Source organism: Staphylococcus sp. 11262D007BW, from assembly GCF_053547815.1.
The window spans coordinates 1,528,816-1,553,555 of the sequence record NZ_JBPWPJ010000001.1; the positions used below are offsets into that span (position 1 = coordinate 1,528,816).

Consider the following 24,740-nt stretch of genomic DNA (forward strand, 5'->3'; position numbering starts at 1 on the left):
TTAAAATTTATTAAGCTTCTTGAGCTTCTTCTCTACCATCACTTACAACGATTGTAATGTGACTAGTTCTTTTATTAATTGCGCTTGCACGTCCTTGAGCACGTGGACGGAAACGTTTTAATGTTGGTCCTTCGTTAGCATATGCTTCTTTTACAACTAATTCGTCAGTATTCATACCATAGTTGTGCTCTGCATTAGCTAAAGCGGACATTAATAATTTTTCGATTACAGGTGAAGATGCTTTATCTGTAACTTTTAAAATTGCTACTGCTTCTCTTACACCTTTACCTCTGATTAGATCTAATACTAATCTTACTTTACGAGGTGCGATTCTGATCGTTCTAGCAACCGCTTTTGCTTCCATTCGTATTTCCTCCTCTACTTAAAAGAAATTAATTATCTTCTAGTTTTCTTATCGTCAGCTGCATGTCCTTTGAAAGTACGTGTTGGAGCAAATTCACCTAATTTATGTCCAACCATGTCTTCAGTTACATATACAGGTACATGTTTACGTCCGTCATATACTGCGAAAGTATGTCCAATGAAGTTTGGGAAAATTGTTGAACGACGAGACCATGTTTTGATTACTTGTTTCTTTTCGCTGTCACCTTGTGCCTCAACCTTTTTCATTAAGTGGTCATCGACAAAAGGTCCCTTTTTAATACTACGAGCCATTGTGGCGCCTCCTTTCTTATTATGTGCGTGCAGCGATTACGCCGCACACCCAAATAAGTTAATTTTATTTTCTTTTACGTCTACGTACGATAAGTTTGTCTGAACGTTTTTTACCACGACGTGTTTTCTTACCAAGCGTTGGTTTACCCCATGGTGACATTGGAGATGGAAGTCCGATTGGTGCGCGTCCTTCACCACCACCGTGAGGGTGATCGTTAGGGTTCATTACAGAACCACGAACTGTAGGTCTTTTACCTAACCATCTTGATTTACCGGCTTTACCAACATTTACAAGTTCATGTTGAAGGTTACCAACTTGACCAATTGTAGCACGGCAAGTAGAAAGAATCATACGAACTTCGCCTGAACGAAGACGAACTAATACGTATTTACCTTCTTTACCAAGTACTTGTGCACTTGCACCAGCTGAACGAGCGATTTGTCCGCCGTGACCTGGTTTTAATTCGATGTTGTGAATAACAGTACCAACTGGGATATCTTTTAATGCTAAAGCATTTCCTACTTTAATATCCGCATCAGAACCGCTTTCTACGATTTGTCCTACTTCTAATCCTTTAGGAGCAATAATGTAGCGTTTTTCACCATCTGCATAGATAATTAATGCGATATTTGCTGATCTGTTTGGATCATATTGGATAGAATCTACTCTACCTTTAATTCCATCTTTATTACGTTTGAAATCAATGACACGGTATTGACGTTTGTGACCTCCACCATGGTGGCGTACTGTCAATTTACCTTGGTTGTTACGACCCGCTCTTTTCGGTAGCGGTTGTAATAATGACTTTTCTGGTTTAGACTCAGTAATTTCAGCGTAGTCTAATGTAGTCATATTACGACGACCATTAGTAATTGGCTTATAATGTTTAAGAGCCATTGTCGCTTACCTCCTTATTGGTATATAGTTTTTAATTAAATAAATCGATTTGACCTTCTTTTAATGTCACAATCGCTTTGCGGCGTTTGTTTGTGTATCCTTGATAACGACCCATGCGTTTTTTCTTAGGTTTGTAGTTAATGATGTTCACATTAGCAACTTTCACTTCAAAAATTGCTTCAACCGCTTTTTTAACTTCCGTTTTGTTAGCACGTACGTCTACGTCGAAAGTATATTTATCCTCAGCCATTGCTTCAGATGATTTTTCAGTAATTACGGGGCGCTTTAGAATATCTCTAGCTTCCATTATCCGAGCACCTCCTCAACTTTTTTAGCTGCTTCTTCAGTGATTAAAATGCTTGTTGCATTTGTAATGTCTAATACATTTAAGCTTTCTGGTGTAGAAATTTGAACACCTGGGATGTTACGTGCAGATAATTCAACGTTTACATCTTCACCGTTTGTTACGACTAATACTTTTTTAGGTAATTCTAAATTAGTTAATGTCGTTTTGAAGTCTTTTGTTTTTGGTGCGTCTAAATTGAAGTTATCAACAATTTTAAGTTCATTTTCTTGAACTTTTGCTGAAATTGCTGAACGTAATGCTAAGCGACGCATTTTTTTAGGCATTTTGTACGCATAACTTCTTGGCGTTGGTCCGAATACAATACCACCGCCGCGCCATTGTGGAGCACGGATAGTACCTTGACGTGCACGTCCTGTACCTTTTTGTCTCCAAGGTTTACGTCCACCGCCACGTACAGCTGCACGGTTTTTAACCGCGTGAGTACCTTGACGTAATGACGCACGTTGTAAGTTAATCGCTTCGAATAATACACTATTGTTTGGTTCAATTGCAAAAACAGCGTCGTTAAGTTCAACTGTACCAGCTTTTGAACCGTCAACTTTTAATACATCATAATTTGCCATTATGCATTTCCTCCTTTCGCTGCTAATTATTTATCAGCTTTTACTGCTGTTTGGATTTGAACAAAACCTTTTTTAGGGCCAGGTACATTACCTTTTACTAAAATAACGTTGTTTTCCGCATCTACTTGAACAACTTCTAAGTTTTGAACAGTGACAGTATTACCGCCCATACGGCCTGGTAATTTTTGTCCTTTAAATACGCGTGATGCATCTGAAGCCATACCTACAGAACCTGGTGCTCTGTGGAAGTGAGAACCGTGTGCCATTGGTCCGCGAGCTTGGTTATGGCGTTTGATAGCACCTTGGAAACCTTTACCTTTTGAAGTTGCTGTTACATCAATAACATCTCCAACTTCAAATGTATCAACTGAGACTTCTTGACCTACTTCGTATTCATCAACACTGATGTTTCTGAATTCACGAATGAAGCGCTTAGGTGCTGTTTCAGCTTTTTTAGCATGTCCTTCAGCAGGTTTGTTAGCATATTTGTTTGTTTTACGATCTTTACGATATGCTTCTTTATCTTCAAAACCGATTTGAACAGCGTTATAGCCATCAACTTCTTCAGTTTTCTTTTGTAATACTACGTTTTCTTTTGCTTCTACTACTGTAACTGGAATTAAATCTCCGTTTTCACCGAATACTTGAGTCATTCCAATTTTTCTTCCTAAGATTCCTTTGGTCATCGAAAGTCCACCTCCTAAAATTTATTATTATAATTTAATTTCGATGTCTACACCTGATGGTAAGTTTAGACCCATTAAAGCATCTACTGTTTTTGGTGTAGGATTTACAATGTCGATTAAACGTTTGTGTGTACGTTGTTCGAATTGTTCACGAGAATCTTTATATTTATGAACCGCACGAATAATTGTGTAAACAGATTTTTCTGTCGGTAATGGGATCGGACCAGAAACATCTGCTCCAGAACGTTTTGCAGTTTCTACAATTTTTTCAGCTGATTGATCGATTACACGATGATCATAAGCTTTTAATCTGATTCTGATTTTTTGTTTTGCCATCATTTACCCTCCTTATACGTCTTCATTGAAGTGATAGACTTCTCCACGAAAACTATCTCACACAGCGCCATGGCAAAGCGGCCGGGTGTGTCAGTAACCTTTCGCTTCATCGCATTTAAAAGTCCAACATTAGACATCTTACACGACTTGAAATCAGTTAGTCAACCCTTTTCCAAGAACTTTTCTAATGTCTAATCACATACCTTGTTATTTTACTTTAAATCATGCTGAAGTTCAACCTTTTTAGGAAAATTTTTCTTATTAAATCATGAGCTTTGTTGTTTTACAATTTTCTTATTATAATTAAAGATAAGTAGTATCTATCTCATTTCATTATTTTCTATTTTAATGTAGATAGAACAATATTATTGAAAGGGGCTATTAAGATTGAAAAAGGGTTCTAAGACAGCCTTAATTATTTTAGCAATCATTGCCTTAATTTCAGAATTTATATCTGGATTCCCACTTTTAGGTGGCATCTTCATTTTGGCATCTGGTTGGCAAATACTTGCTTTTAATGCGTTTATTTATCTCGTGATTTTATTAATCTTTATTTTCGATCGTCAAAATTCAATTAAACCAATGTTAGTGATTCCTATCGTCGGTATTATCGCAAATGGCTTAGCTATTGTACCGTTTATCGGTATGTTACTTCATTGGTTAATGGTTATTTTACTTATCTTTTTATTATTTGTTTTATTTGTTACGCCAGTTTATCTTTCAAGTCGTGACGCTAGAGTAATCTATGAAGAGGATCGTAAATAATCATTAAATAGACTAAAAACACTTTTGCAACGTCTGCAAAAGTGTTTTTTAATTATCCATGTACGAATACGAAATATAAAATGAAAATAATCATTAACCCGTACATAATTGGATGTACTTCTTTATGTCGTTTTGTAAGTAACATTGTAATTGGATAAAAGATGAAACCACATGCTATCCCTGTAGCAATGGAATAAGATAATGGCATCATTATAATTGTAATAAATGCTGGCACAGCCACTTCAAACTTTTTCCAACTAATTTCCGCTAAGTTTGAAGCCATTAAGACACCTACTACAACAAGTGCTGGTGTCGTTACTGCTGGCGTAACCACAGACATGAGTGGACTAAAAAATAGTGCTAATAAGAAACATATCCCTGTGATCACACTTGCAAAACCTGTTCTCGCTCCGACAGCCACGCCTGAAGTTGATTCAATATAAGACGTTGTTGTTGTCGTACCAAAGATAGAACCTACCATTGTAGCAAGTGAATCAGAGAATAATGCACGTCCTGCTCTTGGTAATTTATTATCCTTCATAAATCCTGCTTGTGATGCTACCGCTACAATTGTACCTGCTGTATCAAAGAAATCGATGAATAAAAATGTCAGAATGACAATTAAAAACTGAATCGTAAACAATTGTGCAGGATCTTGAAATGCTTCGAATGCAGCGCCAAATGTTGGGGCAATACTTGGAATTTCACCTACGATTGCTTCTGGTGGTGCGATTTGAGATGTAATCAATCCTGCAATCGCCGTAATCACCATTCCAATAAAAATAGCGCCAGGTACTTTTTTAGTATATAACACGACTGTGATAATAATACCGAAAATAGCAAGCAATACCTGAGGACTCGTAATATTTCCTAAAGTCACTAATGTGGCATCTTCATTTTGAATAATACCTGAACTTTGTAAACCAACAAAAGTAATAAATAAACCGATCCCGGCCGATACTGCCATTTTCATTTCATACGGAATGGCATTGATAATGGTTTCTCTTAATCCGGTCACTGTTAAAATAGCGAAGATAAATCCTGAGAAAAAGACACCTGTTAGGCCGACTTGCCAAGGAATACCCATAGTAAGTACGACTGTAAATGCAAAGAAAGCATTTAATCCCATTCCAGGTGCAAGTGCGATGGGATACCTTGCGATCAATCCCATAAATAAACATCCTACAAAAGCAGCTAAACACGTCGCGACAAAAATAGCCCCTTGATCCATTTTTTGATCAGCCGGAACCCCGTCAACACCAGCCAAGCTTAACACTTGAGGGTTTACAGCTAGGATATAGGCCATTGATAAAAAGGTAGTGAGCCCTCCGAAAATTTCACGTTTATAATTCGTGCGGTGCTCATCAAATTGAAAATATCGTTTCACCGTTATTGTCTCCTCTTATTTAAAATACTTAAACATTTTAATATGAATTCAGGTACAGTTCAATATGCTTTCAACGAATTACCTACTTCCGAAACCGCTCACTTATAATTTCAATCCCTTTAAAGCATCTTTGAAAGGATTATTATCAAGTGAATCTTCTTTCATATATTTATTCATATCTTTTTTCGAAACTTTATCTTTACCTTTATTTTTAAAGCGCTCATCCATCTGCTTTTGAGATTCTGTGTAACCACATACGCAACGGTAAACTGCATTTTTACCCGTGCCAAATTTCGTTAATTTCTTCTTACATTTTGGACATCGCGCATTTGTTTTTGTTTGAACATCTTTTTTCGTCTTACATGATGGATCTTGACAAACTAACATTGAACTATTTTTCTTGTTTACTTTCAACATGAATTTTCCACACGTTGGACATTGCGCTGTGGTTAGATTATCGTGTTTATACTTTTCTTCACTCTCTTTTATTTGTTGAATAATTTCATGCGTAAACTGTTTCATTTCATTGATAAACTGTTGACGTTGATATTGTCCTTTTTCAATTTTTAATAATTTGTCTTCCCATTGGGCAGTTAATAAAGGCGATGTGAGTGATTCAGGTGCTAATTCTAAAATTTGTTGACCTTTGGAAGTCACTTTAATCTTACCGTTATGACTTTCTAAAGCATTCATATTGAACAATTTTTCAATAATGTCCGCTCGTGTTGCCACTGTCCCAATACCACCCGTTTGTTGTAGAGTTTTTGCTGAGTGTTGATCATTTAATTGTATTTCTTTATCTGGACGCTCCATTGCTTTAAGTAGCGTTCCTTCATTAAAGTAAGGTGGTGGTGTCGTCTGATGATTGTGAACAGAGACCTCTTCTATATTTAAAGTAGCACCTTTTTGAGGTGTGGATACTGACTGAACCTTCGCAGTGCCGTGTTGAAACACTTTATAACCCAAGGCGACAGGTTCTTCTACCTTATGTTTAAATGTTTCATCATTTACCTTTAATATGATTGTTTTTTCTTTATATTCATACGGTGATGATAATGCTTCTAAAAATCGTTGCACAACCAATGCGTACACTTTTTGTTCTGTATTAGATAGTGTGTCTAACTTAGGTCTCACTTCGGTTGGAATAATCGCATGGTGGTCAGATACTTTTCCGTCATTCACATATTTCGCTTTTGTAGAAAATGTGCGGTTTAAAAGGTCACGTGCTTCTTCTTTAAATTCTGTTGCCATTGTGGCCTGAATACGCTCTTTTAAAGTGCTTACCATATCTGATGTTAAATATTGAGAATCCGTTCTTGGATAAGTTACTAACTTATGACGTTCATATAATTGTTGCAAAGCATTAAGTGTTTGTTTAGCGCCTAAATGATACCGCTGATATGCAGCTTGTTGTAGGTCTGTTAAATTATATAGTTGGCCTGGGTATGATTTTTTGTGTTTCTCTTTAACTTCAATCACTTTCGCTTGCTGATGTTTAAGTTGGTGCGCAATCTTTTCTAATTTTTCCTTATCAAAAATACGTGCTTTATGCTCATAGTTAAACGTTAAATTCGCAGCTTTAATTGATAACGTATAATAATCTTTAGGTTTAAATTGTTTAATCTCATGTTGTCTCGAAGCTACGAGTTGAATGGTCGGAGTTTGAACACGACCAAGTGAAAGTTGTGCATCATACTTAGTCGTTAGCGCGCGCGTTGCATTAATCCCTACAATCCAATCCGCTTCACTACGCGCCAATGCTGCTTGATATAAGTTATTAAATTTACGCCCATCTTTTAAATGTTTAAAACCATCTAAAATTGCTTTTTTAGTAACAGAACTTACCCATAATCGTTTAATTGGCTTTTTGACATGTGCTTTTTCAATGATTAAGCGGGCCACAAGTTCCCCTTCTCTTCCAGCATCTGTTGCAATAATAATATCCTTCAAGTCCTTACGTTGCATAAGACGTTGTACAGTATTAAATTGCTTTCGTGTTTTACCAATCACCTTTGTCTTCATGTATTTAGGAATAATTGGTAAATCGTCTAAATGCCAACGCTGAAATTTTTGATCATATTCTTCGGGTGTCGCATTTGTCACCAAGTGCCCTAACGCCCACGTAACTACATATTTTGAATTTTCGATATGACCTTTATGAGTGTGATTGATATTTAGTGCCTTCGCAATGTCGCGAGCAACGGATGGTTTTTCGGCTAATATTAATGATTTCATAATGTATTCTTCCTTTTTTCGTCTATTAAGTCTGTTTAAATTGTAACACGTTGCCTAAGTTGACTACACCTTTGTTAATAACTATGATTTCACTTTAGTGTTTTCTTTTCATTCATTAAGAAACCACTTATAATATAGCTAAGCAGTGAACATAGGAGGTTTATAATGGAGATTATTCGAGTTCAAACCGTAGAAGACATCGTTCAACTGATTCAAACGAATGCCAAGTCTGACCAATCATATACCAATAAATTACCATTAGATGATGACGCACTTTATACATTTTTAAAAGAGTTAATGGATACTACTGGTATTTTTGCGCTTAAAAAAGAAGGGGCTATCCAAATGGTGATGACTTGTGATCCTTATTTTAAAGATCGATATAAAGTGATTGGTCCTATTATCCAAGCATCGTATCGCCCAACAGGCACAGAATTTAACGCTTTATTTCACGCAATGACTGCACAACATAACGAGGGCTCAACCTATTATTTCGCTTTTGCGTCTAATAATGAGTATATTAAACCCTTTATGAAGTCAATCGGCGCCTCATACACTTTCACAGATTATCATTTAGAAGCGACACAAGATATTGGTGAGTCACAGAATTTACATCACATCGTTGACTACCAAAAAGCGTATTTTCGTTCATTTCAAAAATTACATGAAAGCACTTTTAAGCATCACGATATGACTGCCGCTGAAATTGAAGCTTCATTAGATGAACAACATCAGTTATTTTTATATATGGCAGAAGGTATTTTAAAAGGTTACTTATATTTAATTTTCGATACAGCACATCACCATGCAGAAATTAAATATTTTTCCTCCCATACGGATTATCGTTTAAAAGGGATTGCGTTTGATTTGATTCAACATGCTATTCATTATTCTTTAAAAGGTAAGGATATCGACCGTATCTATTTTAAAATACGCAGTAAAAACCAACGTTTAGTTGATCGTTTTCATGAACTCGGATTTCACATTTCTTCAGAATATAAAAAGTTTAAGCTAGTTGATACCAATAATGAAAACAACTGATATATGGACTTCAAATAGATTTTGTCCTATTTTCATATAATGAATTTATTTAAACATATTTTTGGTCGTGCTATAATAGGTGTTATTGAAAATTAAGGGAGGCTTATCAATTATGGACTTAGCATCTCAATTACAAGAGCTTAAAATGGATTACGTTCGTTTGCAAGGCGACTTGGAAAAACGAGAATCGACTTCTCAAGATACAGACCCACTCGTTAAACAACTTGAAACCATCGAACGTGAAATTGCAGATATACGTGCTAAAATGAATCAAAATTAATCATAGACAATCGTTTATTTATATTGTTATAGAAAGGATGTACATATGTTAATTTACCTCATACTCTTGCCATTAATGTATTTAATTGTAGGGTATATCAGTATCTTTAAAATGAACATGAAACTTCCTAAAATTTTACGAGGTATTATGGGTATTTTACTGATTATTGTTGTAGCAACATCCCTTGCTTATTACCCTGTATCAGCATGGTGGTTATTTGTCGTTCTTTTACTGCTTATTGCCAATATCGAAATTACTGCCTTTAAGCATGCTAAAGGAGATATAAAAGGTGTTCGAATTTTAAACTTAATGACTTTATTGATTACCGTTATTTATATCATTTTAGCCTTTGTACTTATCTAATTCATTAATATAAATAGCCGAGAGTGTATCAAACCCTTACGTTGCATTCACTATTCAACATAAGGAGGTATGCACTCCCGGCTTTTTTAATTTCATTTTTACTTGTATAAAGATTGAAGCGTACTTAAGCGGTTCAATGCTTCTGTTAACTGTGCTTCATCAATGGCAAATGACACCCTTACATAACCTTCCCCGCGATGCCCAAAAGGATGACCAGGTGCAACTAAAATGGATAATTCTTTCAACAAATAATCAACAAATGCATCGCTCGTAAACCCAGGTGGACATTTTAACCATAAAAAGATGCCTCCCTTTATGGGTTCATGCGGTAGTTGCGCTTGTTCTAACGCCGCTTCAATGAGATCACGTCGTTTTGCAAAAATACGTGACTGGGTTAATAACGCGTCATCACATTCATTGAGTGCAACCGTGCATGCATCTTGTAAAGCACCATACATGCCTGCTTGTGTATGCGTATGATACTTTTGTAAATTAGCAATCATTTCTTCATTACCTACCGCAAAGCCTACGCGGTAACCGGACATATTATATCCTTTAGAAAATGAAAATACTTCAATGGCACATGACTTTGCTCCTTCTGCCTGTAAAATACTTGGGTTAGGTTGATCAAAGCCAAAAGCTTGGTATGCAAAATCATGTACAATTTTTGTTTGAGCCTGTTTAAAGCGATCTACAGTCTCTTGAAAAAATTGAGGGGTCGCCACAGAACCAGTTGGATTGTTTGGATACGTTAAATAAATCAACTTTGTATTCGCAGTATCAATATCATCCCATTGAGGAAGGTAGTGATGTTCTGGTAACAAATCTAGCGAATGTGGTTCCCCCTTAGCTAGCAATACCCCTGCAAGATAGTCCGTATAACCTGGATTTGGCAGTAGTACTTCCTCACCTGGCTCTATCACGCACGTAGGCAATGCCACAAGTCCATTTTTAGTGCCATATAACAAACAAACTTCTTTATCTGGGTCTAGTACCACATCAAAATGCCGTTTATAAAAATCTACAATTGCTTGTTTAAATGTGGCTTTACCTTGAAACGCCAAATATTTTTGATTTTCTGGTTTTAGTATCGCTTCACTTAAAGCTTGAAGGATACGAGGTGGTGTATCTGCATCTGGAATACCCACTGCTAGATTAATTAAAGGCAAAGGCCCATGCACCACCTCTCTTCCCATCGTTTTTGCAAAATAACTATCAGGTATTTGTTCTAAAATCGTTGTATAAGTCATATTCCATCCCCCTCGTTATTCATAGATGACCTTACCCTTTTAAACATTTTCTGATATGACGGTTGTTAAACACTTTATTTTGTACGATGTCGTTTGGTTACTTTGTGTTTTAAAGTAAAGAGTATTTCATAAATAACTGGTACTACAATTAATGTTAATAATGTTGATGATAATAGACCACCGATGACAGTTGCTGCCAATCCTTTAGAAATTAATACTGAGCTGTCTTGACCAAATAATAAAGGAATCAGCGCACCAATTGTGGCAATAGCAGTCATTAGAATTGGTCTAATACGCGTACCACCCGCTTCTAATAACGCTTCTTTCATCGTCATACCTTGTTTTTCATTATTAATCACACGATCTATTAATACGATGGCATTGGTTACTACAATACCAATGAGCATTAATACCCCGATCATACTAGGTACAGACAATGTTTCACCTGTAATGACAAGTGCAAGTACGACACCTACGACAGTATACGGTAAAGAGAAAAGTATCGTAAATGGTGCTAATGCGCCTTTGAACGTCAATACAAGTACTAAATATACGATAATGATTGCTGCTAACATTGCAATACCTAATTGGGTAAAGGCATCTTCAATGTCTTCATTTGTACCACCTAATGACGTATCGACATTATTAGGTGTATCTAATTCATTCAATGCTGTCATTACATCGTTTGAAACGGCACCGACATCATCGCCTGAAACCTTCGCTGTCACAGTACTGATATAATCGCCACCATCTTTAACAAGGGTACTTGGTGTCGTTGTTTTTTCGATAGATGACACATCCGCTAGCGTTACATTATCTCCAGTTGGTGTTGGTAATGGTGTATTTTGAAGTTTGTCTTCCGTCCAATCTGTTTCTTTTTCATGTTTGACAGTAACATCATACGTTTGATCTTCATCTTTAACCGTTGAAACCGTCGTCTCTGGTATATTTTGATTTAATAATAGTGCCAATTGTCCTGCTGTCATACCATATTGACTCGCTTTGTCTGGATCAACTTTGACTTGATATTCATCATATGTTTCAGCTAAATCTGATTTAACATTTGTAAGTCCGTCAATCTCTTGCATGCGTTTTTCAACGTCTTTAACAGTACCCTCGATCGCATTTGTAGATGGTCCTGTGACTTCAACGTTTAATTCATTACTTGTTGCCCCAGTACCCATGTCCAATTGCTTCCATTCACCTTCATGGTTATAACCTTGAACATCATTTAATACTTTTTCAGGGACTTCATCAAAATTTGGTGTATCCGTGTCATACTCAACCATTAAAGCCATGTTGTTCGTATCTCCTGTTGGATCAACTGGTGAAGCGCCCCCAACAGAGTATTGTATATTTTTAACATGGTTATCTTTTTGTAAGTAATCTTCTACTTGTTCTGCATTCTTAAGCACAGTATCTTCAGTTTCTCCAGGCTTAGCGGTATATGTTAAAGCAAGAAACTTATCTTCACCTGTAGAGATAAAACTCGTTCCTACTTTCATCGCACCTAAAACGATACTACCGACTAAAATCAAGGTACTTAATATCAATACAATCCATTTATGGTTTAAACTCCAATTTAAAATGCGTCGATACCCTTGTCCAACAGCACCTAATTGGTTATGCGACTTTTTCTTTAATCCTTTTTTAAAGAAGGTTGAACCTAGTACAGGCACGATTGTAATAGATACCAGTAAAGAAGCTAATAAACTAAATGATACTGCAAAAGCAAACGGTCTAAACATTTCTCCTACTGCACCAGTTACAAAAGCAAGTGGTGCGAAAACCACAATCGTCACTAATGTTGAAGACATGATTGGAATAAAGACTTCTTTTGTAGCAGAAACAATAAGATGATCTCCTGATAATTGTTCATCTTTTTTACTTAAACGCCGGTATATATTTTCAATAACAACAATCGAGTCATCGATGACACGTCCGATGGCTACAGTTAAGGCACCGAGCGTTAGGATATTTAACGATACATCCATTAATTTAAGGCCAACCATTGCAATAAGTAATGACAATGGAATAGACACTAATGAAATTGCTGTCATGCGCAAATTACGTAAAAATAACATAATCACAATAATCGCAACGATCGAGCCGAGTAATGCCTTTTCAATCATTGTATCTAGAGAATCCTGAATCGGTTTAGCCGTATCCATTATTTTTACGGTTTCTAAATCTGGATTGGCCGATTGGAAGTCTTTGATGACTTTATCTACTTCGTTCGCCACGCCGACTGTATTCGCATCTTGAGCTTTAACAATTTGAACATCTACTGCATCCTGACCATTAGTACGTGATATCGACTCACGTTCATCTAGTAATTGGACATCAGCTAAATCATCTAAGCTTACTTCCTCAGCCTCGCCACTAGATGCATCTCCTGACGTTGATGGCATTGATGGCGGCGTACTCTCTGAGTCATCACCTTGCGAGTCATCGCTACCTTCTGATGGTGTACTATTACTTTGCTGAATCATCGCAACCGGAATAGTCATCTCTTTTAATGCGTCTACAGAAGTAAATTGACCATCAACTATGACGGATTTTTCAGTATCTCCGAATTGAAATAGCCCCATTGGCGTTTCTTTAGTCGCATTTTCTATGTAATCAACGACTTGTTGTTCATTTAAACCAGCAGCTTGTAACTTTTCTTGATCAAATTGAATCGTTGCTTTTCGTTCAGTTTGACCATTCATATCTACTTTTTGAACACCATTAATTTCTTGTAATTTCGGTATTAAATCCTCTTCCACTTTGCTTGTAGACGCTTTAACGTTATCATCTTTTTCTAATACAGAATAAGCCACAATTGGAAAAGCATTCATTGAATTTCTTTGAATGTCAGGATCTTCTACCCGATCATCAAAATCTATTTTTTGCAGTTCTTTTTGAATTTGTTGTTCAATATTATCTAAATCTGCTTTTTCATCAAAATTAAGTGTGACCATAGAGGCATTGGCTAGAGACTCTGATTTAACACTCTCAACATCTGACATCCCCCTCAGCTGCTCATCTATAGGGTCACTGACTTCTTCCATCACCGTTTCTGAAGTAGCACCTGGCATTGAGGTTGTAATTGTCATCATTGGAGGTTCTACATCAGGTAATAATTCTAGTCGCATCTTCATGCTTGAATAGACGCCACCAATAATAACCAATAAAACCATTAATACAATGGCGAACTTATTAGATAATGAAAAATCAATCAACTTTTTGACCATTTCTTTTCCTCCAATTAGATTAAAAGGTTTAAAAAATTAGGATAAAACGTGACGTTTGATGGAAGAGCAAGCGCTGGTACCCATAGTGCTATCAAACCACTTCTGAGTGTACCAACCTGTTCTAGCCATCTATTGCATAATGCTTTTAAATCTGACGTTTTATCCTATCGCGATTAATACTTTATTTATTTCTGATTGACTTTAGTTTACGTACAATTTTAATTTTTAGTTGTGTTAGTTGAGGTTTATATTGTTCAACGGCTTTATAAATAATTGGATTTAGTACAAAGTCAAATTCTCCAATTTTTTCACTTAAACGTGTACCCCATACTTTTTTAAAGATCCATAAACCATAATGACTTGAATCTTTACTTGGATTATTGTCTGTTCCTCCAAAATCATATGTTTTAGCGCCTTTATCTCGTGCAAATTTCATCATTTCAAATTGCATATGATGATTTGGTAGAAAATCACGATAATGATTAGAAGAGGCACCATATAAATAATATGATTTATGACCAGAGAACATCAGTAAAGCACCTGATAAATAAATACCATCCGGATGTGTTTGCTCTAACGTTTCGAGATCAGCAATCAGTTCGGCATTTTTATTTTGTTTTGCTTCCACATCTTTAATTTTATTTCTAATTTTTTTACTTGATGTTTTTTTCTGTTGTAAGGTTTCTTTTTCTTGGTTTAACTCTTCTTGGTCTTCTCTTATAGACTTAAGGACTGGCGTCGGCTCTAATTTCACAAGGAATAACTCTGCATCACCGTCTGGATGTAACGCATCATAAATCGTTTCAAAATAAGATAAGTCTCTTGTTAAAAAGCCATCACGTTCTCCAGTTTCTTTCATTAATTCTGCAAAAATAGGTAAATCTTCGCGAGACTTACGTTCTACTTTAGTACCTCGTTTTAAGGCTAATCTCACTTTTGAACGGTTACGTGTTTCAAAACTTTTCAATATCTCTTCATCTGTTTTATCAATTGGAGTGATCATCGTCATACGCGGTTGAATATAATCTTTTGCTAAACCTTCTTTAAATCCTTTATGACGAAAGCCCATCTCTTTTAACGCTTTAACCGCGGTCATGCCTTGATCCACTTCAACATCAGGATCAATTTTAATGGTACAGGCTTTTTCATGCTTAGCTAATTTAATCGCTTCACTTAATAACGCTTTAACTGCAGTTAAGTTTGAGTAATCAACGACAAATCCTCTTGATACATAACATAATGTGTATGGTAGGTAAGGGATTTTTTTGAATAATAATTGTCCAACCCCTTTAATTTCACCATTTTCTCCTACTGCAATACGTTTCGTATACCAACCAGTTAATTGCTTTGTTTCACCCCATTTAGTTAATTGTAGAAGGTCCCCATTAGGATGCCCTTTTACAAATTCATCATGTTCTTGATCTGTAATATTCATTAACTTCATTTTATAATACTCCTTTTGATAGACAAGTTTATGTCAACTTTGCGGTTTATTCTGTCAATCTCGACCTTTAATACTGTGTTCAAGATGATTTGGTGGAATAAATTGATAACTTGCACCTTTAATTCGAATCATAATCGGTGCTGAGATTGTATCATCAACTAATGTTAACTTTTCAATCATATCATCCTGCCCTTCTTTAATTTTAAACTTCATATTCATTGAAGGACTGTAAAGGATGGTATGAGCATTGGTCTCTTCTAATATAGACATATCAAACCACTTTTGCCAATGCTTTATCATTAATTGCTTTTGATATGTACGAAATGTAATCATATCCATCGTCAAATGGTTTTGAAAATAGTTTTCTAACTGTGTGTGTCTTGATTCATCTGATGCTTCCCATTGAATAAAAAACGGCGCTAAAATAGGATTTTGATCTGTCTTAATATATAAAAGTTGCCATTTCGTCGTTTGTTCCTTTTTATTGCGACGCGACATCTCAATAGGTCCAATGGTTTCTACACCTCGAGCATTCAATTCCTTTTTTAAGGCCATCATATCTGTAGTGCGAAAACAAACTTTCTTAAACCCTTGTTTTCCATCACTTTCGATAATACTCGATGCAAAAGAATATTGACCTACTTCACTTTTAGATTGCTGTTTTAAACGATCTTTATCAAATAGATCTAACAATTCAATATAACTTAAATCGATATAACTTAATCGATTAAAAGTACCTAGCTGATCATGGCGACCACCGTTTTGAATTTGTAAATATTGCCCGGGAAATTCAAAGTGTGAAATGCCGTCTATATAATGGATAATATGGTCAAATTTGATATCAATCATGAATTCTCCTTTCCCACATTCATGTCATTACTATCATTTTATCAAAATTTCATCTTTAAATCTTCCCACAATCCATCGCAAGCGATTATTTTGAAAACAACATCTCCTAATGATTTTTAAACTACTACATTCTTACTTTGAATTAATGATATACTATCTTGTGAAAGATACTTTGTTAAACAACATGAAATGTAGACGCCATATAGGAGGAAAGGCTGTCAGAAAACGATTTCTCACCTGCACTCAATAACATTTCCACGATATGGTCATTTCACTGTAATATAAAATGAAAGGAATAGATTATGAATAAGTCATTACTTTTTGATAACTTTACTAGACTTTATCGTCCATACATCAAAATCGTCCAACCCATTTTAGACGACTACAATTTACATCCTGCACAATGGCTTATTTTAAAAGATATAGCCACTCACCCCAATACAACGTTAGTGCAAATTTCCAAACGTCGATCGATCGAAAAACCAACCACTCGTAAAATTTTAAAAGTTTTACATGAGCGTCAATGGTTAAACATTACTCCTGGTGAGGACAAACGCCAAAAACTTCTGAGCCTGTCCCATCAAGGGGAAGCCATCTATCATCAACTTAAAGAGGCTATTGGGGAGGTTCAAAAACAAGTGCTTCAAACGCTTCAGTTAAGTGAGGAAGAACTCGACCAAACCATCCGCATTTTAGATCAAGTATATGACGCACTGATTGAACATATTTAATATCTATTCAATCAAAGTTTACTTTAAACCACTGTATTTTAGGAGGATTTATTTTGAAGTACAACATATTCAAAGCACTTATAGCCATTCCTTTTGTTGTAAGTGTCATTAGCATTGCTTTACCAGATAATGAAGCAATGGCGGTTTCTGACTTATCTATACATGATATCCAAGGTGATGCCCATCTATCTCCTTACAATCAACAACACGTCGACAATGTGGAAGGCATTGTAACCTATCAATATGAAAATAACGGACAACACTATATACATATTCAAACGCCTGATGATGCTGTCGATGATGATCCCAACACATCAGAAGGTTTAATTGTCTTTACTGGTAAAGACAAACCAGATGTTCAAAAAGGCGACCTCGTTCATATTTCAGGTCTTATCACTGAATATGCCATCGAAGGCTACAATGATCGTCAAGATACAGACTTACCTATCACTGAACTAGATGCCCGCGCTGAGCAAAATGGTGCCATTGATGTGATTGATTCTCACCAACCTTTACCAAAGGCAATTAAAATTAATCATGTCCCTTCGAACATTGCCTCAGATGATCACTTTAATGTATTTAATAGAGATCAATACGCCATCGATTTTTGGGAATCCTTAGAAGGTATGCGTGTTGAAATTGGAGATGTTCGAAGTGTAGGCCCTGAAGAACATGGTGATATTTTTACAGTACTGAACCAACATAAAAAAGAAACACAAAATGGCGGTATCCGCCTTCAAAAAAATGATTCTAACGGCCAACGTATCCCTTTCAAATTAATGGGTAAACAAGACGATCATTTTGATGTTAAAACAGGAGATCAATTTCACGGGCCACTTATCGGTCACGTAGGCTATGGCTTTCAAAATTATAAAGTTTTAATTGATACTCAACAAATGGAAAAAGCTTATCAAGATGGCAAAACAGTACAAAAAGGCACACAAATTACACCTGAGCAACAAAAACTAACAATGGCATCTTATAACTTAGAGAATTTCTCAAATAATACATCTTCTACATCAGATCAGAAAGCGAAACAACTGGCAAATGGTATAGTCACGCATTTGAAAAAACCTGATATTATTGGTGTGACAGAAGTTCAAGATAATAATGGACCAGATGAAGGCACCGCTTCTGCCAATGAATCTTATGAACGTCTTATTCAAATGATCGAAAAGCAAGGCGGACCTACTTATGACTATGTAAATATCGATCCTGAAAACAATCAAGACGGTGGACAACCTGATGCTAACATTCGTGTTGGCTTTCTATATAACCCTAATCGAGTGACATTTAATGATGATATTAAAGCTGGAGATGCAACCACTGCTGTGCATTATAAAGAGGGTCAATTAACACGTAATCCAGGACGTATTAGTCCAAATGATGAGGCGTTTGATGATTCACGTAAACCGTTAGCTGCACAGTTTGATTTTAATGGGGAACAAGTCATTGCTATTGTTAATCACTGGAACTCTAAAGGTGGAGATGATGCGTTATTTGGTAAACATCAACTCCCTCAACTTTCAAGCGAAACACAACGGGGTCAAATTGCAGAGCTTGTAGGTGGCTTTGTAGATGAAGTGCAACAAGATAATGCTAACGCTCATATCATATCAGTAGGAGATTATAACGATTTCCAATGGTCTAACGCACTCAAAACGTTAACCTCCCATGGGCTATATAACATGGTCAATACAATAGACCCATCCTTACGTTATTCCTACGTCTTCCAAGGGAATAGCCAAACGTTAGATCATATCTTAGTGTCAGATAAGATTCAACCGTATACGACGTTAGATATGGTCCACGTTAACAGCGATTTTACTGAACAAGCTGGTCGTGCAAGCGATCATGATCCTTTATTAGCACAAATTGATTTTGGAGAATATAAAGCAACACAATCAAATCATGATGATACGTCAAATGCATCAAAAAATACAACGCCTGTCATTGATCAGAAAAAATCAGACGGTCAGTATTTTATACAACAACTTAAACCGTTACCGCAAACAGATAAAGATCGTTATAAAGCCCAAGTCTCTAATGCAGAAACATTCGGTGAAATTGACGATGCTATTACTAAAGCCAAAAAAGAAAATGAAGCCCTTCCTTCTACAGGAGAACGTTTTGCAACCTTTGGCATAATACTCGGATTACCACTACTGATTGTAGGCATTATTTTACTCTTTAAATATCCTCGTCTTAAACGCAAACGATAAATCACTTACTACAATAAAAAGCAGGATAAGGTTAGACATACTTCTCAACCTCATCCTGCTTTTTATCATTATCCACCAATATAATTCATGTTAATTTTGTTCTTACGACGATTGGCTACAGTTTGTTCTGTTCGTTCATCTGAATAACGATCATCTCTTTGATGCCACAATGCTTTCAGTTGCGCTTCAACCTCTTCATCTGTCGCACCACTTCTCAATAACGCTCTTATATCAAAGCCTTCAACAGAACTGAATAAACAACCATAAAACTTACCGTCAGATGACAATCTTGCACGTGTACATGTAGAACAGAAAGAATCCGAAACACTTGTGATAAGACCAAATTTAGAACGTGCGCCTACATGTCGATAATACTTAGCGACTTCACCATAATATTTTGGTGGTACTTTTTCAATGTCATAGTGCGCTTCAATCCTTTTTAACATCTCATCTTTAGTTACAACTTTACTGAAATCCCATCCGTTATCATTACCTACATCCATAAATTCAATAAAACGAATGGTAATATCTTTATCTTTAAAATAATCAAGCATTGGGATAATTTGATCATCATTAATTCCTTTTTGAACCACTACATTGACCTTCACTTCAAATCCAATAGAAATCGCATAATCTATTTGGTCTAATACAGTCGCTGCTTTGATGTTACGATTATTGATAGCTTGAAAGACTTTATCTTCTATCGCATCTAAGCTCACATTTAATCGTCTTAAACCAGCGTCATATAATTTTTGACCATGCTTTTTCAATAATAAGCCATTCGTCGTTAAACCAATGTCTTCAATGCCTTCGATTCGATTAATACGTTCGATTAAAAGGTGTAAATCGCGTCGTAATAAAGGCTCTCCACCAGTAATACGCACTTTTTTCACACCAAGCCGAGCATAAGTTTGAGTGACACGTACAATTTCCTCAAATGATAGCAACTCATCTTTTGGTAAAAATACAAAGTCATCTCCAAAAATTTCTTTCGGCATACAATAATCACATCTAAAGTTACAACGATCGGTTACGGAAATGCGCAAATCACGTATAGGTCTCCCTAACTTGTCTAACATTTGTTCTGTCATATTGCGCCCCCCTTTTAAACTATTATTCACACTTCATTTTCTATTTTATCTAAATCACTTTGATAGTTGACATTTTGATACCAATTGGGTGGTTGGGTAATCTCACTCACATCCAACCAATCTGCCGATACTTGCTGATAAACATGTTTCATACTGAAATCATCAGAATTTAATGCATCTTCAATCACTGGTAATGTTCTTTGATGATAAAATGCAATGGTTGGAATAGGGTACCCCTCTGACATATAACCAGCTACATCTAACTGTTCTTCAATTAAATTATCAACCATAAATTGATATAGTCGACTCACTGCTTTTTGTGTAACTAAGGGCGTATCCACGGAAATGACAAAAAAGAGATCATTTGATGGTTTATATTGTTTCATTACACTATAGATACCAGCAAGTGGTCCTTTATCCTCGTGTTCTTTTAAATCTACAACACGCGGGATACCTTCAAATTTGTGATCAATGTCTTTATTGGCACTCACAATAATATCCTCAAATAAATTTGTTGCTTCTAACATGTCTATCAACTTTTTATAAAATGTTTGCCCATTTACTTGAGCGAATGCTTTAGGTGATCCAAATCGACGTGACTGACCACCTGCTAGTATAATTGCCTTCATATCACTCTTTAACCTCCACTTACTGGTGGGATTAACGCCACAACATCATTAGGACGTACAGTCTCATCTAGCTGAACAAATTCTTCATTCACAGCCACTTGAAACTTTTTCCCTTGAATTGCAGGATAAGTGCTAAAAAGATGTTGCTTAAGTTGATCCACTGTTACTTCATAATCAAAATGGAAAGTATCTTCTGAGCGGTCCAACATCTCTTTAATTTCTGCAAAATATAATATCTTCATCTTATTGATTCTCCTTTTCGAGTGCATCATCATGATATCCTCTTTGATGCCCTTGCCATTCTGCGCCATCTTCCCAAATTTCTTTTTTCCAAATTGGTACCACTTCTTTAATACGTTCAATTGCGTATTCATTGGCACGATAGGCATCTTTGCGATGAGGAGATGACACGCTAATGCACACCGCAATATCCGAAATATTTAACGGGCCAATTCGATGTGCGATCGCCGTTACGGTACCCGGCCATTTTTCATTAATTTCTTGTCCAATTTCAGCGAGCTTTTTCTCTGCCATTGGAACGTATGCTTCGTATTCTAAATACTCCGTTTTAACGCCTTTTGTCCATTCCCTAACATGACCAGTAAACACGACAACTGCACCTTGATTTTCATTCAAAGTGAAGTCACGGTATTGATCGGGTTGGATTGGTTCAGTGATTACTTCAAATTGTTTCAACCTTACTCACCCTTTATGACGATTCACCCAATTTTGCAACCAACGTTCAAAATCGAGTGATTGTGATTCTTTTCTTGAATTATCTAATGCATAAACTACATTTGTTAAGTGTCTTAATTGTTGATATTCTGCATCATTACGATACACAATTACTTTATCGTAATGCGCTTGTTTATATCCTTCAACTAAAATGACACTGTTGTCCATCGTAACATAATCAGCGATCAAAGTCTCTAAAGTGGCCTTGGTATCACGTTTAATTGTTTCTATATAGGCATGGCCTTGTACAATGCTTTGATCTGCACCTGCATTAAAGTGTTTCATATGGTCTACATTCTCATTCGGCAATTGAATCTCTTCGCCTTTATGACCATGGTGTTTAATCGTTGTGACGTGATAACCTAATGCTTTAATCTGCGCCACCATTTGGGTCATCAAATGTGTTTTGCCACTATCCTTAAACCCAACCACTTGCAAAATCATAAATATAAGTCCTCTTGATATGCTTCAGAAGAAGTAAGCATCACATCGACTTGATGACCTTTAGCAAAGCCTCGTGTACCACTTGGCAGTACAATCATACTGTTACTATGAGCAATTGATACAACCGCACCGGATTTATTAAACCCTGCTGGTGCTACGGTCGCTTCACGTCCTGTTAATTGTACTTGTGAACGAATGAGACGTGTAAATGGGTTTGGCTTTTTAAAATCTTCCATTAATGTTGCTCGAACCATTGCCGGATACACCTTATTAGCCCCCATCACATGATAGATGGCTGGTTTAACAAATAATTCAAAACCTGAGTAACAAGCAGACGGATTACCAGATAAACCGAATAAATACTGGTCACCTACAACCGCTACCGTTGTCACACTACCTGGTCGCATAGCTACCTTATTAAATAACACATCTGCATTTAAAGATTGATAAATATCTGGTAAAAAGTCGTAATCACCGACAGATACACCACCTGTAGTAATGACCATGTCATGGTGAGCTAGCGCTTCTTTGACGACGTTTAAACTACTTTCAAAATCATCTTCTTGAATTTTAAAAATGGATGCTTCAATCGATTCTTTCTGACATAGGGCATGAATCATAGGTCCATTTGAATTTCTAATTTTGCCAGGTTGAAGCGGCTCATCAATATCTAATAATTCGCTACCTGTCGCAATAATCGCTACAGTAGGTTTTTGATATACTGGTACATCGACGTAACCAAATGTAGCCAATACAGCAACAGCCCCCGCATTAATATACTGACCTTTTTGAAGGACAACGTCGCCAACCTCTGTTTCTTCCCCTTTTCGAGAAATATTTCCAAGCGCTTCAAAAGGTTTGCGAATTGTAAAGCCGTCTTCTGTTTCAGTAGTTTGTTCTAACATGACCACCGCATCTGCACCTTCTGGAATCGGCGCTCCTGTCATAATGCGCACCGCTTCATTTTGCTCAAGTGTTTTATCGGATACACTACCTGCACCGATATGGTCAACAACTTTAAATGAAATACGATGCTCACCACTAGCCCCTTCTGTATCTTGACTACGTAGTGCAAAGCCATCATATGGTGATTTATCAAATCGAGGAATGGCATAAGTCGCCACAATATCTTCCGCTAAAATATAGCCTTCACTTTCATATATATTAACTTCCGTTGGTGTCATTTTAATATTTTGTGACACCACGCGATTAATTGCTTCATATAATGGAATTGGATGTCTTTTTTCAACAGGCATCATCACTCACTCCTAACAAATATTAATAATCATGCTATACTATCCATGTAGTTTTAAAGGAGGAATAGCATGTCTGAATTTACACATATTAATAAACAAGGCAATGCCAAAATGGTAGACGTTTCTGAAAAACAAATTACAAAACGAACTGCCATTGCACATTCAAGTATTACAGTTAACCCTACAATATACCAACAAATCACTCAAAATACTGCCAAAAAAGGCAATGTACTGAATACTGCACAAATTGCTGGTATTATGGCAGCAAAACAAACGTCACAAATCATCCCAATGTGTCATCCACTCCCTATCTCAGGTGTTGATGTCTCATTTGAATGGGAATCACAAGAAGATGACTATATCTTAAATATTCAAGTAACTGTTTCTACAACAGGTCGAACTGGCGTAGAAATGGAAGCCCTCACTGCCGCTTCAGCTACTGCGTTAACTGTTTATGACATGTGTAAAGCAGTAGATAAAGGGATGATTATTGGCCAAACTTACTTGCTTAAAAAAACAGGTGGTAAGTCTGATTATAACCACAATGATTAACAACCTATTTTCAAATACACGCCTAATTTAGTGCAAAAATATTTATCCTTTATTAAATGAGGTTAAGGTACACAAAAAGTTAAGACAAAAGTGGTCAGGATTTAATTGACCATAGCATTAACGCTTTATGTCTCAGCCCTCAGAATGTTCTAATACATTCTAACCGTATCCTAACCTCATTTTTTCTATACTATTATTTAGTCATTTCATGAACAAGATGACTAAGTTCCGGTAAGATTAATTTAGTCATGCCAAGTTTTACCGCGCCCGTCGAACCAGGCAAGCTAAATATTAGCTGTTTACCAATTGTGCCACCAACTGCACGCGATAATAATGCGCGTGAGCCTACATCTTCTGTATAACTTAAATAGCGAAATAATTCGCCAAATCCTTCAATTTCTTTCGTCAACATGGGACGGACTGCTTCAATTGTAACATCTCTCGGTGCAATACCCGTACCCCCTGTTGTAATAATAACGTCGACTTCTTTGGTTAACCATTGCTCAATGACTGATTGAATACGTTCTTGTTCATCTTTTACAATCACATAGTCTGCAATTTCAATATCCGTTTCACTATCTTTAAGTAAGCTTTGGACAAGTTGTCCGCCTTTGTCCGTCTCTTCTGTTCTTGTATCTGACACAGTCAGTACTGCACATTGAATTGGTCGTTCTAACTTTACGTTTGTATGCATTTTATTCACCC

General features: G+C 36.3%; 27 protein-coding genes. 7 read left to right on the plus strand and 20 right to left on the minus strand.

Features of this window, described 5'->3' with window-relative positions:
- Positions 1-10 precede the first annotated feature (10 nt).
- The 7 genes from rplV to rpsJ all read right to left on the minus strand — a co-directional run bounded on the left by rplV (position 11) and on the right by rpsJ (position 3,525).
- The gene (gene rplV / locus ACEE93_RS07670; RefSeq protein ID WP_449155133.1) at positions 11-364 is read right to left on the minus strand and encodes a 50S ribosomal protein L22; all 354 of its coding nucleotides are present in this window, start codon (positions 362-364) and stop codon (positions 11-13) included.
- Positions 365-396: 32 nt separating this feature from the next.
- Positions 397-675 (minus strand): 30S ribosomal protein S19, encoded by a 279-nt coding sequence (rpsS, locus tag ACEE93_RS07675; protein WP_014613216.1) that lies wholly within the window; start codon positions 673-675, stop codon positions 397-399.
- Between the two features lie 64 nt (positions 676-739).
- On the minus strand, positions 740-1,573 hold the full coding sequence (gene rplB, locus ACEE93_RS07680; RefSeq protein ID WP_449155132.1) for a 50S ribosomal protein L2: 834 nt from the start codon (positions 1,571-1,573) through the stop codon (positions 740-742).
- 31 nt (positions 1,574-1,604) lie between these two features.
- Positions 1,605-1,880, minus strand: coding sequence for a 50S ribosomal protein L23 (gene rplW, locus ACEE93_RS07685; RefSeq protein ID WP_449155131.1), 276 nt, complete (start codon positions 1,878-1,880; stop codon positions 1,605-1,607).
- On the minus strand, positions 1,880-2,503 hold the full coding sequence (gene rplD / locus ACEE93_RS07690; RefSeq protein ID WP_449155130.1) for a 50S ribosomal protein L4: 624 nt from the start codon (positions 2,501-2,503) through the stop codon (positions 1,880-1,882). The genes rplW and rplD overlap by 1 nt, the downstream gene beginning before the upstream one ends.
- A 26-nt stretch (positions 2,504-2,529) precedes the next feature.
- Positions 2,530-3,189: a 50S ribosomal protein L3 gene (rplC, locus tag ACEE93_RS07695; RefSeq protein WP_449155129.1), complete on the minus strand. Its 660-nt coding sequence runs from the start codon at positions 3,187-3,189 to the stop codon at positions 2,530-2,532.
- Positions 3,190-3,216: 27 nt separating this feature from the next.
- Positions 3,217-3,525: a 30S ribosomal protein S10 gene (gene rpsJ, locus ACEE93_RS07700; RefSeq protein WP_001118667.1), complete on the minus strand. Its 309-nt coding sequence runs from the start codon at positions 3,523-3,525 to the stop codon at positions 3,217-3,219.
- Between the two features lie 387 nt (positions 3,526-3,912).
- On the opposite strand from rpsJ, the gene ACEE93_RS07705 reads away from it, so the two are divergent.
- On the plus strand, positions 3,913-4,290 hold the full coding sequence (locus ACEE93_RS07705) for a hypothetical protein (protein ID WP_449155128.1): 378 nt from the start codon (positions 3,913-3,915) through the stop codon (positions 4,288-4,290).
- A 52-nt stretch (positions 4,291-4,342) separates the two neighbouring features.
- Here ACEE93_RS07705 and ACEE93_RS07710 read toward each other — a convergent pair whose 3' ends face one another.
- Complete coding sequence (locus ACEE93_RS07710) at positions 4,343-5,677, minus strand: NCS2 family permease (protein ID WP_449155127.1); 1,335 nt, start codon at positions 5,675-5,677, stop codon at positions 4,343-4,345.
- Positions 5,678-5,779: 102 nt separating this feature from the next.
- The gene (locus ACEE93_RS07715) at positions 5,780-7,912 is read right to left on the minus strand and encodes a DNA topoisomerase III (protein ID WP_449155126.1); all 2,133 of its coding nucleotides are present in this window, start codon (positions 7,910-7,912) and stop codon (positions 5,780-5,782) included.
- A 165-nt stretch (positions 7,913-8,077) separates the two neighbouring features.
- Between ACEE93_RS07715 and ACEE93_RS07720 the strand changes: the two genes are divergently transcribed.
- The 3 genes from ACEE93_RS07720 to mspA all read left to right on the plus strand — a co-directional run bounded on the left by ACEE93_RS07720 (position 8,078) and on the right by mspA (position 9,596).
- Positions 8,078-8,953, plus strand: coding sequence for a GNAT family N-acetyltransferase (locus ACEE93_RS07720; protein ID WP_449155125.1), 876 nt, complete (start codon positions 8,078-8,080; stop codon positions 8,951-8,953).
- A gap of 112 nt (positions 8,954-9,065) precedes the next feature.
- Complete coding sequence (locus tag ACEE93_RS07725) at positions 9,066-9,233, plus strand: SE1832 family protein (protein ID WP_449155124.1); 168 nt, start codon at positions 9,066-9,068, stop codon at positions 9,231-9,233.
- A 45-nt stretch (positions 9,234-9,278) separates the two neighbouring features.
- Positions 9,279-9,596 (plus strand): membrane stabilizing protein MspA, encoded by a 318-nt coding sequence (gene mspA, locus ACEE93_RS07730; protein ID WP_449155123.1) that lies wholly within the window; start codon positions 9,279-9,281, stop codon positions 9,594-9,596.
- Positions 9,597-9,694: 98 nt separating this feature from the next.
- Here mspA and ACEE93_RS07735 read toward each other — a convergent pair whose 3' ends face one another.
- The 4 genes from ACEE93_RS07735 to ACEE93_RS07750 all read right to left on the minus strand — a co-directional run bounded on the left by ACEE93_RS07735 (position 9,695) and on the right by ACEE93_RS07750 (position 16,375).
- Positions 9,695-10,846, minus strand: coding sequence for an aminotransferase class I/II-fold pyridoxal phosphate-dependent enzyme (locus ACEE93_RS07735; RefSeq protein WP_449155122.1), 1,152 nt, complete (start codon positions 10,844-10,846; stop codon positions 9,695-9,697).
- Positions 10,847-10,920: 74 nt separating this feature from the next.
- Positions 10,921-14,082, minus strand: coding sequence for an efflux RND transporter permease subunit (locus ACEE93_RS07740; protein WP_449155121.1), 3,162 nt, complete (start codon positions 14,080-14,082; stop codon positions 10,921-10,923).
- A gap of 181 nt (positions 14,083-14,263) precedes the next feature.
- Positions 14,264-15,526, minus strand: coding sequence for a peptidoglycan bridge formation glycyltransferase FemA/FemB family protein (locus ACEE93_RS07745; protein ID WP_449155120.1), 1,263 nt, complete (start codon positions 15,524-15,526; stop codon positions 14,264-14,266).
- 54 nt (positions 15,527-15,580) lie between these two features.
- Complete coding sequence (locus ACEE93_RS07750) at positions 15,581-16,375, minus strand: VOC family protein (RefSeq protein WP_449155119.1); 795 nt, start codon at positions 16,373-16,375, stop codon at positions 15,581-15,583.
- A gap of 302 nt (positions 16,376-16,677) precedes the next feature.
- Between ACEE93_RS07750 and ACEE93_RS07755 the strand changes: the two genes are divergently transcribed.
- The gene (locus ACEE93_RS07755) at positions 16,678-17,106 is read left to right on the plus strand and encodes a MarR family winged helix-turn-helix transcriptional regulator (protein WP_449155118.1); all 429 of its coding nucleotides are present in this window, start codon (positions 16,678-16,680) and stop codon (positions 17,104-17,106) included.
- Positions 17,107-17,243: 137 nt separating this feature from the next.
- On the plus strand, positions 17,244-19,328 hold the full coding sequence (locus ACEE93_RS07760; RefSeq protein WP_449155198.1) for an endonuclease/exonuclease/phosphatase family protein: 2,085 nt from the start codon (positions 17,244-17,246) through the stop codon (positions 19,326-19,328).
- A gap of 68 nt (positions 19,329-19,396) precedes the next feature.
- Here ACEE93_RS07760 and moaA read toward each other — a convergent pair whose 3' ends face one another.
- Genes moaA through ACEE93_RS07790 form a run of 6 tightly spaced genes read right to left on the minus strand, consistent with a single transcriptional unit; the run spans position 19,397 to position 23,483 of the window.
- The gene (gene moaA, locus ACEE93_RS07765; protein WP_449155117.1) at positions 19,397-20,419 is read right to left on the minus strand and encodes a GTP 3',8-cyclase MoaA; all 1,023 of its coding nucleotides are present in this window, start codon (positions 20,417-20,419) and stop codon (positions 19,397-19,399) included.
- Between the two features lie 26 nt (positions 20,420-20,445).
- On the minus strand, positions 20,446-21,048 hold the full coding sequence (gene mobA, locus ACEE93_RS07770; protein ID WP_449155116.1) for a molybdenum cofactor guanylyltransferase MobA: 603 nt from the start codon (positions 21,046-21,048) through the stop codon (positions 20,446-20,448).
- A gap of 8 nt (positions 21,049-21,056) precedes the next feature.
- A complete protein-coding gene (moaD, locus tag ACEE93_RS07775) occupies positions 21,057-21,290 on the minus strand; it encodes a molybdopterin converting factor subunit 1 (protein WP_449155115.1) in 234 nt (77 codons plus the stop codon).
- 1 nt (position 21,291) lies between these two features.
- Positions 21,292-21,744: a molybdenum cofactor biosynthesis protein MoaE gene (locus ACEE93_RS07780; protein WP_449155114.1), complete on the minus strand. Its 453-nt coding sequence runs from the start codon at positions 21,742-21,744 to the stop codon at positions 21,292-21,294.
- A gap of 6 nt (positions 21,745-21,750) precedes the next feature.
- On the minus strand, positions 21,751-22,227 hold the full coding sequence (mobB, locus tag ACEE93_RS07785; protein WP_449155113.1) for a molybdopterin-guanine dinucleotide biosynthesis protein B: 477 nt from the start codon (positions 22,225-22,227) through the stop codon (positions 21,751-21,753).
- Complete coding sequence (locus tag ACEE93_RS07790) at positions 22,224-23,483, minus strand: molybdopterin molybdotransferase MoeA (RefSeq protein WP_449156481.1); 1,260 nt, start codon at positions 23,481-23,483, stop codon at positions 22,224-22,226. The genes mobB and ACEE93_RS07790 overlap by 4 nt, the downstream gene beginning before the upstream one ends.
- A gap of 69 nt (positions 23,484-23,552) precedes the next feature.
- On the opposite strand from ACEE93_RS07790, the gene moaC reads away from it, so the two are divergent.
- Positions 23,553-24,035 (plus strand): cyclic pyranopterin monophosphate synthase MoaC, encoded by a 483-nt coding sequence (gene moaC, locus ACEE93_RS07795; protein ID WP_449155111.1) that lies wholly within the window; start codon positions 23,553-23,555, stop codon positions 24,033-24,035.
- Positions 24,036-24,228: 193 nt separating this feature from the next.
- Here the strand turns inward: moaC and ACEE93_RS07800 are convergent, their stop codons facing one another.
- Positions 24,229-24,729: a MogA/MoaB family molybdenum cofactor biosynthesis protein gene (locus ACEE93_RS07800; RefSeq protein WP_449155110.1), complete on the minus strand. Its 501-nt coding sequence runs from the start codon at positions 24,727-24,729 to the stop codon at positions 24,229-24,231.
- Positions 24,730-24,740: the final 11 nt, after the last annotated feature.

What these genes read in the sequence shown, in the direction of transcription:
- mobA (WP_449155116.1), bottom strand. Translation starts at nt 21,048, where the DNA reads ATGAAGGCAATTATACTAGCAGGTGGTCAGTCACGTCGATTTGGATCA.
- ACEE93_RS07745 (WP_449155120.1), bottom strand. Translation starts at nt 15,526, where the DNA reads ATGAAGTTAATGAATATTACAGATCAAGAACATGATGAATTTGTAAAA.
- mspA (WP_449155123.1), top strand. Translation starts at nt 9,279, where the DNA reads ATGTTAATTTACCTCATACTCTTGCCATTAATGTATTTAATTGTAGGG.
- moaC (WP_449155111.1), top strand. Translation starts at nt 23,553, where the DNA reads ATGTCTGAATTTACACATATTAATAAACAAGGCAATGCCAAAATGGTA.
- moaA (WP_449155117.1), bottom strand. Translation starts at nt 20,419, where the DNA reads ATGACAGAACAAATGTTAGACAAGTTAGGGAGACCTATACGTGATTTG.
- ACEE93_RS07800 (WP_449155110.1), bottom strand. Translation starts at nt 24,729, where the DNA reads ATGCATACAAACGTAAAGTTAGAACGACCAATTCAATGTGCAGTACTG.
- ACEE93_RS07790 (WP_449156481.1), bottom strand. Translation starts at nt 23,483, where the DNA reads ATGCCTGTTGAAAAAAGACATCCAATTCCATTATATGAAGCAATTAAT.
- rplW (WP_449155131.1), bottom strand. Translation starts at nt 1,880, where the DNA reads ATGGAAGCTAGAGATATTCTAAAGCGCCCCGTAATTACTGAAAAATCA.
- rpsS (WP_014613216.1), bottom strand. Translation starts at nt 675, where the DNA reads ATGGCTCGTAGTATTAAAAAGGGACCTTTTGTCGATGACCACTTAATG.
- ACEE93_RS07720 (WP_449155125.1), top strand. Translation starts at nt 8,078, where the DNA reads ATGGAGATTATTCGAGTTCAAACCGTAGAAGACATCGTTCAACTGATT.
- rpsJ (WP_001118667.1), bottom strand. Translation starts at nt 3,525, where the DNA reads ATGGCAAAACAAAAAATCAGAATCAGATTAAAAGCTTATGATCATCGT.
- ACEE93_RS07715 (WP_449155126.1), bottom strand. Translation starts at nt 7,912, where the DNA reads ATGAAATCATTAATATTAGCCGAAAAACCATCCGTTGCTCGCGACATT.
- rplB (WP_449155132.1), bottom strand. Translation starts at nt 1,573, where the DNA reads ATGGCTCTTAAACATTATAAGCCAATTACTAATGGTCGTCGTAATATG.
- mobB (WP_449155113.1), bottom strand. Translation starts at nt 22,227, where the DNA reads ATGATTTTGCAAGTGGTTGGGTTTAAGGATAGTGGCAAAACACATTTG.
- ACEE93_RS07725 (WP_449155124.1), top strand. Translation starts at nt 9,066, where the DNA reads ATGGACTTAGCATCTCAATTACAAGAGCTTAAAATGGATTACGTTCGT.
- rplC (WP_449155129.1), bottom strand. Translation starts at nt 3,189, where the DNA reads ATGACCAAAGGAATCTTAGGAAGAAAAATTGGAATGACTCAAGTATTC.
- ACEE93_RS07735 (WP_449155122.1), bottom strand. Translation starts at nt 10,846, where the DNA reads ATGACTTATACAACGATTTTAGAACAAATACCTGATAGTTATTTTGCA.
- ACEE93_RS07760 (WP_449155198.1), top strand. Translation starts at nt 17,244, where the DNA reads ATGGCGGTTTCTGACTTATCTATACATGATATCCAAGGTGATGCCCAT.
- ACEE93_RS07755 (WP_449155118.1), top strand. Translation starts at nt 16,678, where the DNA reads ATGAATAAGTCATTACTTTTTGATAACTTTACTAGACTTTATCGTCCA.
- ACEE93_RS07750 (WP_449155119.1), bottom strand. Translation starts at nt 16,375, where the DNA reads ATGATTGATATCAAATTTGACCATATTATCCATTATATAGACGGCATT.
- ACEE93_RS07740 (WP_449155121.1), bottom strand. Translation starts at nt 14,082, where the DNA reads ATGGTCAAAAAGTTGATTGATTTTTCATTATCTAATAAGTTCGCCATT.
- rplD (WP_449155130.1), bottom strand. Translation starts at nt 2,503, where the DNA reads ATGGCAAATTATGATGTATTAAAAGTTGACGGTTCAAAAGCTGGTACA.
- moaD (WP_449155115.1), bottom strand. Translation starts at nt 21,290, where the DNA reads ATGAAGATATTATATTTTGCAGAAATTAAAGAGATGTTGGACCGCTCA.
- rplV (WP_449155133.1), bottom strand. Translation starts at nt 364, where the DNA reads ATGGAAGCAAAAGCGGTTGCTAGAACGATCAGAATCGCACCTCGTAAA.